This window comes from Pseudomonas sp. GW460-LB5 (assembly GCF_059423245.1).
The window spans coordinates 1-10589 of record NZ_JBWKXT010000044.1 but is presented as its reverse complement, the minus strand read 5'-3'; the positions used below and the strand labels follow the sequence as shown (position 1 = coordinate 10589).

The window sequence follows — 10589 nt, the reverse complement described above, 5'->3', positions numbered from 1 at the left end:
GTCGCCGCCTGATCGAAGGCGGCGACGGCGCGATTTTGCTGTGGACGTTGAAACCGGGCGCGGCAGACCTACCGCGCCCGGTTTTGGTGAAGCCCCGGCGCATCACGCCGGGGCCATGCTGCACCCTCACGCGGCGAGTGCGTGGGCCTCCACTTCGTCGGCGGCATCTTCCGACGCATCCACGTCCTGCGCATCTTCCTGCGGCTCCGTGTCGTGTCCGCTCTTGAACACTGCGGGCATCCAGCCCGTGCCATAGGCCAGCCGTTCCGCCTCGCTGGCAATGTCGGCCTTCTTCAACTTCGCCAACCGGGTAGCGTGCGACGGCGCAAACTCACCCACGGCTTCCAGAATCACCGCCTTGGAAACGTGCTTGAAGTAGCCTTCGGCGGTGGGCTGCCACCATGCCGCCATGTCCAGTCCCACGGCCTGCGCCAGTTCCGCGCCCGGCTGGTGCGCCGTGGCGCGGGACGTCACCACGTCCACGGTCGCCGCCACGCATACCGCCAGCAACCGCACCAGTTCGCCTTGCTCCATCGCCAGCAGCACGCCGAACAGTTCGGCGCTGTCCTGCGGCAGCGCTTCGCCCGCAACCTGCTGCAACTCGCGCAGGGCCACGGCGGCAGGCGAATCGGGCCAGTCGGGGGCCATGCCTTCCAGCCGGTCTTGCACGGTCAGGCGCACGCCCAGCGGCAGGTCGCGGCCGTAGTGGCTGTCCTGCAAGACGGTCTGCACCATGCCATGCACTAGCGCGGCCAGCGCGACTTGCGGATGCCGGGCGACTTCGATTTGCAGCGCGGCGGTACGGTGCGCGCTCAGGCGCTGCGCCAGCCGGTCGGACAGGCTCGCGGCTTTGGGCTGCTCGGCGTCCTCGCCTTCGTCGTCGTTCCCGGCTTCGCCTTCCGCGCTGCCGAACCCCTGCCGCAAGCGTTCCAGCGTGCGCAGCGCCTTGGCTTCGGCTTCGCGCAGCAGCCCGCGATGAATCACGGCTTCGCCGCTGCGGTCAAGGGTGACGATGGCACCGGCCACGGCGCGCACGTCCGGGGCATAGCCCTGCAAGGCTTGCTCCACGGCTTGCAGTTCCCCGGCGACCTGTTCGCGGCGCGGTTCCAGCGCCTCGGTCTTGTCCTCGTCCTCGGCGTCATAGGCTTCTTCCAGTTCGGCGTCGATCTTATCGAGGCGGGTTTGCAGCGATGCGATGCGGCGGGCTTCGCGGGCGCTCGGTTCGCGGCGCTGGCGCGGTGCGTTCTGGAACGCCTGCCGCTCGGCGTAGCTCATGTGCGGCACGGCTTCGACCCACGCCCAACCCTCGGCGCGCACGTCCCCGGCCAGCGCATCCAGCTTGCCGCGCACCAGCGTTTCCAGCAGCACGGCGTCGGTCAGGTAGGTTCCGGCATCGCCTTCCGCGAACAGGTCGCGGCGGAGGCCGCCGCCCGCCGCCGTGTAGGCGTCCAGCCCGGCGAAGCGCACCAGCGGATGCGTGGCGTCGATTTCGCGTTCGGTCAGGCGTTCGCGCAGCACGGATGCGCCACGCTGCCATTCGGGCGCACAGTAGAACGCGGCTTCCTGCGCGGCGTGGTCGTCGGTGATGGTCAGGGCCATCAACTGTTCCAGCGTGACGGCTCCAGCCCGGTAGTCGGCCAGCAGGCGCGGCGAGACGTTGGCCAGCTTCAAGCGGCGCTGCACTACCAGCGGGGACACGCCGAAGTCGGCGGCAATGTCTTCGATGGGACGGCCTTCCTTGACCAGTGCGGCGAACGCCTCGAACTGGTCGGCCGGGTGCATCTGCTCGCGCAGCAGGTTTTCCGCGAGGCTGACGGTACGGGCCGAAGCGTCCGGCACCAGCAGGCAAGGCACCTCAAAGTCGGCGGCGATGCGCTTCTTCTTCGCCAGCAGCTTCAATGCGGTCAAGCGGCGGTCGCCGGCCACCACTTCGTATTGCTCGCCATCGGCGGCGAGGATAACGACAAGGTTTTGAAGCAGGCCGATGCGGGCGATGCTCGCGGCCAGTTCGGGAACGGACAGGCGCGGGGTCTTGCGTGCGTTGCGCTTGGAACGGCGCGGCAGCAACTGCGAGAGCGGAACCAAAATCAGGTTCTTGGTCGGGTCAGCCACCTCCAGCGGCGCGGCGGTGGTTTCGATGGCGCGGGTTTCGGTTTGGGTAACGGCGTTCATGGTGATAACTCCTAGCGGTTGGGATGCAGCAGCGAGAGAAGCGGCAAGGGCTGCTGCCTGCCCCTGCCGCGTGGGGGGTTCAGGCTTTCAACTGGCGCATGCCATCGGCCAGCAGCCAAAGCGCACGGTTGAGGCGGATGTTTTGGTCGATGCCCTGCACCGGGCGGGTTTGCTGGCGGCGTCCGTTGGCGCTGCGCCCGCGCAGGCCTCCTTGAGTCAGGTTCTCTTGCGTGCGGTTGAACACGCTCCACAAGTCCGGGCGGCGGTCGTCGAAGCGGCGCGGCATCAGGATTTGCGATTCGGTGATGGGTGCGGGCTTGTCGGGGTCGTCGTACTTGAGGGCCAGCGCGGCGCGGGCGAACACTTCGGATTCGCCATCGTTCAAGGTGATGGCGCGCATGGAATCGCGGGATTCCTTCACCCGGTCGAAGCCGCTCAACACTTCGTAAGCGCCTTCGATGACGTGCCCGGCCACGTCGCCCTTGTGGGGTACGCGCACATCGGCCACGGTGTCGCCGAATACCAATCCGTTCTGGCAGACAAAGCGCAGCAGGCCAGCCAATAATTGATAGCTGCTGGTGCCGTCGTGCGAGTTCAGCAGGACGATTTCATTGGCTTCTGCATCATTGATCTGGTTGGCATGGCGCAGCCGGATCATGTGCTTGGTGAAGTCGCGGCGGTCTTCGTTGCGCACTCGGGTCTGCGCCACCATGAAGGGCTGGAACCCTTCTTTGCGCAGTTCCGCCAGCACAGCGGCGGTCGGGATATAGGCGTACCGCTCGGAACGGCTTTCGTGCGGGGCGTCCGCGAAGATGGACGGGGCCACACGGCGGATTTGGTCATCGGACAGCGGGTAATCGCTGCGCAGCGACGGGGAACGGGAAGCGAATCGGGATGCGAGTTGCATGGCATTTCTCCTGACGAAAAGGGTTTGCTGTTCAAACCGCACACCGGATTCCTAGATTCGGAGCCCAGCCTTTCGGCTGTTCGGTGCGGTCGGCACGAGGAACCCGGTTGGCCCTGTTGCCACCGTCTTTCCTGAGTTCATCGCCCGCGACGGTCAGGAGCGCGCGGACGGGGGCCGTCAAGGAAACAAGTGCAGGGTTGGTGCGGCCCGCAGGCGCAGCCGAGGACACGGCCCTGCGCGCCTTGACGGCACACGGCCGCGGGCTACAGTCGCGAGCAAGGTGATGAAGTCAGGGGAGACGGCTGGACAAGGCAACGGCCATCCCTGTGTGCCGACCGCACGCAAGCGAAGCGCGCAGGCCCGAAGCTGGAAGCCGGGCCGGAGGCGTCAGGGATGTGGAAGGCTGGCGATAGCCAGTCCCGTCAGGGATGAGCGAATAGCGAACCTGGAGCAGCGCGGTCTGCGAAGCGGAGACGCAAGCATGTGTTTCGCTTAATATCTATTTGTACACGCTATTGATTTTCGCGATGAAGTGACATCGGCTTATGAGACACGGGCATCCGTACTAGGCTGCATTTTTGATTAACGATTTGAAGTAAGGGGAGGAGTAGATGTCGAGGTCATCTTCATTCGATCAATCTTTTTGTATCAAGACGCTTGAACGCGTGCTATGGAAGAGAGATTTCCTCGGGGTTCCTGCTGCTGGTCAAGCTGCCTTGCGAGACCAGCTCCTCAGTCAAGCACTTATATCTGCCATTTCCCATTTTGATCCCCCATCCGCACCTCTGACAGGCTTTCCTCTTAAAGGGAAAACTGTTTATCGCTTGGCCAGACATCAAGACGAGCTGGTGGAGCGAAAACTTCGACTGAACTTAAAGAGGTGTACTTCACTAGCCGTGGATGGGCGATCTCAGATCGTCAAAAACCTCAAGCTCCTTTTAGAAGAAGGAGTTCCCTATCGGGTTTATCGTCTGGATATTCGATCATTCTTCGAGTCTTTCCAGAAGGATCATGTCCTTGATGCTGTTACCAGCATCAAGAATTTGAGTCCGCATAGCAGAAAACTAATCGAGTCTCTGCTTAACGCCCATGCTGCAATTGGAGGCCGTGGCGTACCAAGGGGGCTGTCTATTAGTGCTGTCCTATCGGAAATTTTGATGCGGGATTTCGATCAGAAGGTACGCTGGGCCAGCAATACATTTTACTACTCTCGCTATGTCGATGACATAATTATTGTCTCGTCGGCAAGAGAGGAGGAGAAAGATTTTCTGCGTGATTTGTGCACTTGGCTTCCTCCCGGACTTGAATTAAATCCAGATAAGAAAAATATTGTCGCAGCGGCGGCCAGGGTGGAAAAGGAAAGTTCCGCAATCGCGCCAAACCTCCTTCAGTTCGACTATCTTGGGTATCAGTTTTTGGTCAAAAATCCCACGAAACAGGAAGCGGGAAAAACGAAGGATGGGGAGCTTTATCGAAAAGTCCACGTGGATATTGCAAGGAAAAAGATCAAACGAATGAAAACAAGAATTGTTCGATCATTTCTAAGCTATGCCAAGTCGAATGACTGGGGATTACTCCGTGATCGCGTAGCATTTTTGACGCAGAATTTCAGTGTTTACAACCCGAAAGCTGGCGGGAAGAAAATCGCTGGAATATATCATAGCTATCCATTGGTATCAGAAGGTGCTGCCGGTCTGAAGGAATTGGATAGATTTCTGAGAAATGCAGTGCTCTCGAAAAATGGCCGAGTTTTTCCGATAACGAATGCAATGCTTTCTGCGCATCAGAAACGTCAATTGCTAACGCGAAGTTTTGCAAAGGGGCACAGTAGCCGCAGCTTCATTCACTTCTCGGCGACAAGAATATCTCAGATCCAGAGCTGCTGGATTTACTAGGGCGATAAAATGAAGAAAAATAGAATTCGTCGCAGCGACTACAACAGGGTTCTTATTACTGAGACTACCCCATTTGAAACCCCAATCGTTTTTTCAAATGATGGTCTCTATGATCAGATTGCCGCCCTAGATAGCGTCGGACACGTGCAACGTGCCGTCATCAAATCTCTGGTTTTGTATGAGGGGGTCAGTAAACCACCAAACTCGACCATACCATATACATATAAAATCAAGAAGGACTCAAAGAGCTTTCGGCGTCTTGCTCTATTGCATCCAGCTTCTCAATGGAAAGCCAGGATCTTCTATGAAAAATATGAGCAACTAATAATTCATTATTGCTCAATAAGTCCGGCATCTATCCGCGCGCCAAAAACGGTTGCAAGCAGCTTTTATTCAAAAAGCTCCTGGGAAAATATTAATAAATACAAAACCGGCTCCATCGCTCTCGATGGTCTCGATAGATATGCCAAGCATGCGCCCTCATTTTTTTCGTATCGAGGATATGACCGTCTGTATAAATTCTTCAACTCGAGAGATTATCTTGCACTGGAGAAGAGGTTTTCTTTTTTAAAGACGCTTGATGTCACAAAATGTTTTGACAGTATCTATACACACTGCCTTTCCTGGGCAGTTAAGGATAAGCCCTTCACAAAATCGCATGTCTCTGTCTCCTCGACCTTTGCCCAAGAGTTTGATGGGGTCATTCGTCACGGGAATCATAATGAAACCAATGGAATCCCAATAGGGCCTGAGGTGAGCCGGGTATTTGCTGAGATACTATTTCAGGAAATTGATAGAAGGGTAATTCAATCGCTAGCGGATTTAAAATTCAAGCAGGACTATGAATTTCGACGCTACGTAGATGATGTTTTTATATTTGCTCGAAATGAGTCCATTGCGAATAGAATTCATGATAAGTATGCAGACGTTCTAATTGATTTCAATCTTCATACAAATACAGCAAAGTCAACATGCATAGGGAGGCCGTTCTCCTCATCCAAGGCAAGGCTTGTCTATGATGCTGGGCAACAAGCCAATTCATTTTTTGACAAGTTTCTGGATCAAACTGGGATGGGGGTGCTCAGCCCCAGAGAAATTCATAACACGTGGAAATTAACCAAAAGCTACATTGACTCAGTGAAGGCTCTATGTCATTCAAATGACGCGACCTACGATGAGATTGCCTCGTTCTTAATTTCAGTAATTACTGAGCGAGTCAAGAGGCTGGTGAATCATGATGATCCCTCTGATGCCATCCAAGATAGTGGATATGTTGATGCGTTTGTTGTGCTGCTCGATGTGTTGTTCTTCCTTTACAGTGTTGCTCCCTCGGTTGGTGCGTCGTACAAACTTAGTACATCCTTGATTTTGGCCGCACGATTCAGCAAGAAACATCTATCCGCCGGATATCCAACCGTACACCAAAAGATTTTCGATCTAACCTGCTCGTTACTGCATGATCAATGTGGCATGAAACATGCCAGCGATATTGAAGGATTTGTACATCTTGAATCATTTAATATCGCGCTAGCAACGCGGGAGCTGGGGGATAATCACCTGTTGCCACCAGAGATTATTGATGAGCTTTTTGTTAGTGCGGGAAAATTGACATACTTTACCATTGTTGCCTCTCTGTTCTATGTGCGAGATTCCAACATGTACCAAGGGTTGCGAAAGAAGCTTTTGGATGCGGCAGTGGAAAAACTATCCGATCTTTCTGATATTTTGATGAATAGCGAAAAAGCCCACCTCCTACTCGATCTCCTTTCGTGCCCCTACGTGCCTGATAAGCAAAAGACCACTTGGATAAAAAGCCTATTTAAAATCCTTCAATTTACCCAGCCCAGCAAAGCGGATTTTCAGGTATTTTTGGCAGGTATTAGTACAAGCCATGCGCAAGTGGATTGGAAGGATATTGATCTCCTCAATTCTTTAGAGAAGAAGGAGCTGAAGCAGGCGTATTAGGTTACACTTCCCCTCGAAGGAAGGGTGTCCCCTCATCTTCTACTGGTTCACCAGTGGCTGAAGCCGGTTCTCGCAAGGGCGCCATTCAGCATCGACTCATGCGTATGGTCAGCAATGGCAGGAAGTACGGGGCGGTGCTTGAGCGGTGCAGAAGTCGCTTCGGTGACTTTTGCATCCACACACTCAGTGGGGCCCCTTCCTTCACCTCCATTTGTCGAAGCAAAAAGGGGCCGAAGCCCCAGGATCAGATCAAGCCTCGCTCGGCAAATGACTCCGTGGCGCTGCCCGCGACGATGACGTGATCGAGCACCCGCACATCGACCAGGCCCAGCGCCTCCTTGAGCCGTTGGGTCAGCGCCCGGTCGGCAGCGCTTGGCTCCGGGTTCCCGCTCGGATGGTTGTGGCTGACGATCACCGCTGCCGCATTGAGCCGCAGAGCCTCTTTGACCACTTCGCGCGGATACACCGAAGCACCGTCGATGGTGCCGTGGAACATCTCCCGGTATTCGATCAGCCGATGGCGCGTGTCCATGAACAGCAACGCGAATACCTCATGCTCGAAGCCGGCCAGCTTGGTGCGCAGGTACTCCTTGACTGCCGCCGGAGAAGTGAACTCGGCACCGCGCTGCATCTTCCGGTCGATCACGTGGCGCGCCGCTTCCAGAATGTCGTCGGCCGACGCCGGCAGATAGCGCCCGTGTGCGTCGCGCACCAACAGCGATAAATCGGATGAGGAAAAGGACAGTTGCGACATGATCGTACTCCGGTTGCTCGGGCGGAATTGCCCGGAACCGTGGCCAGCACGGCGCAGCGCAAGCAGTCATGGATCGAAGACGGCCGGCAGGCCGCAAGCGTGCGAGCACGCGCAGTCATTGACGGCGAGAACGCCGTGATACGGTGAAGGGAACAGCAAGACCGCCTACACCCCACTCAGCCACACACCCGCCGTTGGCAAGTGCGCAGCATGCACAGGCCCGGATCAACGATCCAGGCCGGAGGCGTCAAGGGGTCAGCGCCGAATGGCTGTGATTCGGCACGAGGCACAGGGCATAGCCCGCGAGCACGACGGCGAAACGCCGGAACGCACGACTATGGCTTGTCGTCCTTGAGGGAAAGCGCTCCGCGCGATTCGAGCAGGCGCCGCGTCTTCTCCAACTCTTTTTGCAGCAACTCGGCATCCGGCAGTACCGTCCGATAGTTGGCTGCCATCACCTTGGTCGGCAAGCCATCTAGCGCATACCGCGCCAGGGCATGGCCTTTGTCTGCGCACAGGATCAGGCCCACCGGCGGATTCTCATCCGCATAGGCCCAATGCTCCTTGGCATAGTTGCAATACATATGCATCTGGCCCACGTCAGCATGGGTCAGACTGCCTAGCTTCAGGTCGATGATGACCAGGCAGCGCAGCTTGCGATGGAAGAACAACAGATCAACCCGATACCAGGTCTGATCGATGCGCAACCGACGTTGCCGCCCAACGAAGGTGAAGCCTTCCCCCAGTTCCAGCAGGAAGTCTTCCAGCCGCTGGATCAAGGCCGCTTCCAGGTCGGATTCCGAATACTCATCCTTGAGGTCGAGGAACTCCAGCACATACGGGTCTTTGATCGCGTCATTGGGCGTGACGACATCCTCGGGCTTGGCCACCGAGCCCTTGACCAGCATCGCTGCCTTGTCCTTGGACAAGGTCGTGCGTTCGTAGAACTGGCTGCCGATCTGCCGGTCGAGCTGGCGCACGCTCCAGCCGCCGCGCAACGCCTCTGTCTCGTAGAATCGACGGGCATGGTCATCTTTGACCGACAGCAGCCGGACATAGGCCGACCACGGCAAGGTGAAGACCTGGGCCAGTTCGGAGAGGTCGAATTTCCGAGACACTGTCTGGGATTTCTCGGCAGGCGACTCATTTCCCAATTTCCCAGACAGTGTCTGGGAAATCTCAGGCTGGGGGTATGCGAGGAAGAAACGCCGCATGTTCTCCAAGTTGTTGACACCGAAGCCACGCCCGAATCGGGCCGTCAGATCGGCGGACAACTGCTCCATCAACTGCTCGCCGTAACCGGCCCGCCGCCTGCCTTTCTGCTCGGCTTCGACGATTCGGTGGCCAATCTCCCAATAGCTGGCCGTCATCAACGCATTGACACTGCGCGCCGCTGCCCGGCGCGCCGCATCCAGCAGTTCCACAATGCCACCGTGGATGCCGGCATAGCCGGCCGCAGGTTTCCCCACTGCCGCAGGCGTCTTCCTTGTCATGCTGATGCCTCCATGGAACGGGATGCCCCAGTAATCGCCAGCCGCCGATTCGCCACCAGTTCGGCCGCCTCCCGCACCGGCTTGTCTTCGGTATGAACATAGTGCATAAACATCGCCACGGTCTTGTGACCTGTGAGCTTCATGCCCACCTTGGTTGGCACGCCCGAGTTGGCAATGTCTGTCGTCGCCCGGTGGCGAATGCCGTGCGTGCCAACGTGTGGAACGCCAGCGGCCTTGAGCACGCGCGTCCAGCCGCCGTAATGCTCACCGTGGGTCATGTGCTGGGTCGGATCGTTCGGCGACGGCAGGACGTAGGGGCAACCTTCCCGGCGAGGCGCGGTAGACAGTAGCCGATAGGCTTCTTCACTCATGGGCTTGGAGATACCGCCGGTCTTGCTGTCGGGCCAGACGACGCGGCGCTTTTCCAGATCAACCCAATCCCATTCGAGTGGACAAATTTCGGAGCGGCGGGCGGCAAACTCGAATTGCAGGCGGATTGCCAGCGGGATGACGTAGCTCTCCAGTCCTTCCGCCTCCAAGTGCTCCAACTGGCGGAAGATCCGCACCAGTTCATCGTCCACGATGAGCCGGGTTTCCTTGCCAGGTGGGTACATCGGAACGTGGCGGCATGGATTCGTGCCGTCCGGGCGCAGCCCCCACACTTCGGCCAGGTTGAACATCTTGCGCAGTACGCCGAAGGTGCGATTGGCCTCCGCCTGCTTGTAGGCCAGCTTCTTCATCAGCGTCGCCACGTCAGGGCGCTTCACGTCCTGTACCTTCATCCGGCCCATGATCGGGATGATGCAGCGGTCAATGACGCCCTGATAGCCGCGCTGCGTGCTGGGCTTGTTACGCTGTTTGGAGTAGTCCTCCATGAAAGTGTGGCAAAACTCCTTCATGGTCGGTGCCTTGCGGGCGGCATTCTTGGCTGCGCTCGGGTCGCCGCCCCGGCGCACCTCGGCCAGCCATTCCTGCGCCATTGTGCGTGCCTGATCGACCGTCAGTTCCCCGTACTGGCCCAGGGCGGGCTTGCGGCGCTCGCCCGCGTTCGAGCGGTACTGGAGCATGAACACCTTGCGGCCCGCCGGGGTGATCTTGCACAGGAAGCCGGGCACCACGGTATCCCGCAGTTCGATGGCCTTGTCTTGGGGTTGTGCCGCATCAACTGCGGACTTGGTGAGCTTGATCTTCGCCATGATGACTCCTCGGAAAGCCCGGTTTCCAAGAGCCGCATGGGAGCCACGCGAAGGGAAGCCGGGTCAAGTTTCGGAAAGCACCGGCATATGTTGAACTCGCCTAAGTGATTGATAAACCTGCTGTATCGAGCCTTGGCGTAGTCCAGCGAATTGCGGTACTGGAGTCATCGTGAAACAAAAAAAGCCGCAGTGCGGCCTCAAGGGGGG

Annotated in this window: 7 protein-coding genes; 2 read left to right on the top strand and 5 right to left on the bottom strand. The window is 57.7% G+C overall.

Translation table 11 applies throughout. The annotated features are described in order from the left end of the window. Positions 1 to 126: 126 nt before the first annotated feature. Positions 127 to 2172: a ParB/RepB/Spo0J family partition protein gene (locus tag AC07XM_RS22645; protein ID WP_102690253.1), complete on the bottom strand. Its 2046-nt coding sequence runs from the start codon at positions 2170 to 2172 to the stop codon at positions 127 to 129. 79 nt (positions 2173 to 2251) lie between these two features. Then, on the bottom strand, positions 2252 to 3079 hold the full coding sequence (locus tag AC07XM_RS22640; protein WP_014861252.1) for a DUF932 domain-containing protein: 828 nt from the start codon (positions 3077 to 3079) through the stop codon (positions 2252 to 2254). Positions 3080 to 3690: 611 nt separating this feature from the next. Here AC07XM_RS22640 and drt3a point away from each other — a divergent pair. Together drt3a and drt3b are read left to right on the top strand one after the other, a co-directional pair. Further along, entirely contained in the window at positions 3691 to 4974 is a 1284-nt protein-coding gene (gene drt3a, locus AC07XM_RS22635; RefSeq protein WP_102690254.1) for an antiviral reverse transcriptase Drt3a, read from the top strand. Between the two features lie 9 nt (positions 4975 to 4983). Beyond that, positions 4984 to 6939 carry an antiviral reverse transcriptase Drt3b gene (gene drt3b / locus AC07XM_RS22630; protein WP_014861254.1) on the top strand — a complete coding sequence of 652 codons (1956 nt, stop codon included), beginning with the start codon at positions 4984 to 4986 and terminating at the stop codon, positions 6937 to 6939. A 244-nt stretch (positions 6940 to 7183) separates the two neighbouring features. Here the strand turns inward: drt3b and radC are convergent, their stop codons facing one another. The 3 genes from radC to AC07XM_RS22615 form a co-directional block, all read right to left on the bottom strand. Beyond that, positions 7184 to 7693: a RadC family protein gene (radC, locus tag AC07XM_RS22625; protein WP_102690255.1), complete on the bottom strand. Its 510-nt coding sequence runs from the start codon at positions 7691 to 7693 to the stop codon at positions 7184 to 7186. A gap of 335 nt (positions 7694 to 8028) precedes the next feature. Then, the gene (locus AC07XM_RS22620; RefSeq protein ID WP_256596989.1) at positions 8029 to 9117 is read right to left on the bottom strand and encodes a PDDEXK nuclease domain-containing protein; all 1089 of its coding nucleotides are present in this window, start codon (positions 9115 to 9117) and stop codon (positions 8029 to 8031) included. Positions 9118 to 9182: 65 nt separating this feature from the next. Beyond that, on the bottom strand, positions 9183 to 10382 hold the full coding sequence (locus tag AC07XM_RS22615; protein WP_102690257.1) for a tyrosine-type recombinase/integrase: 1200 nt from the start codon (positions 10380 to 10382) through the stop codon (positions 9183 to 9185). Positions 10383 to 10589: the final 207 nt, after the last annotated feature.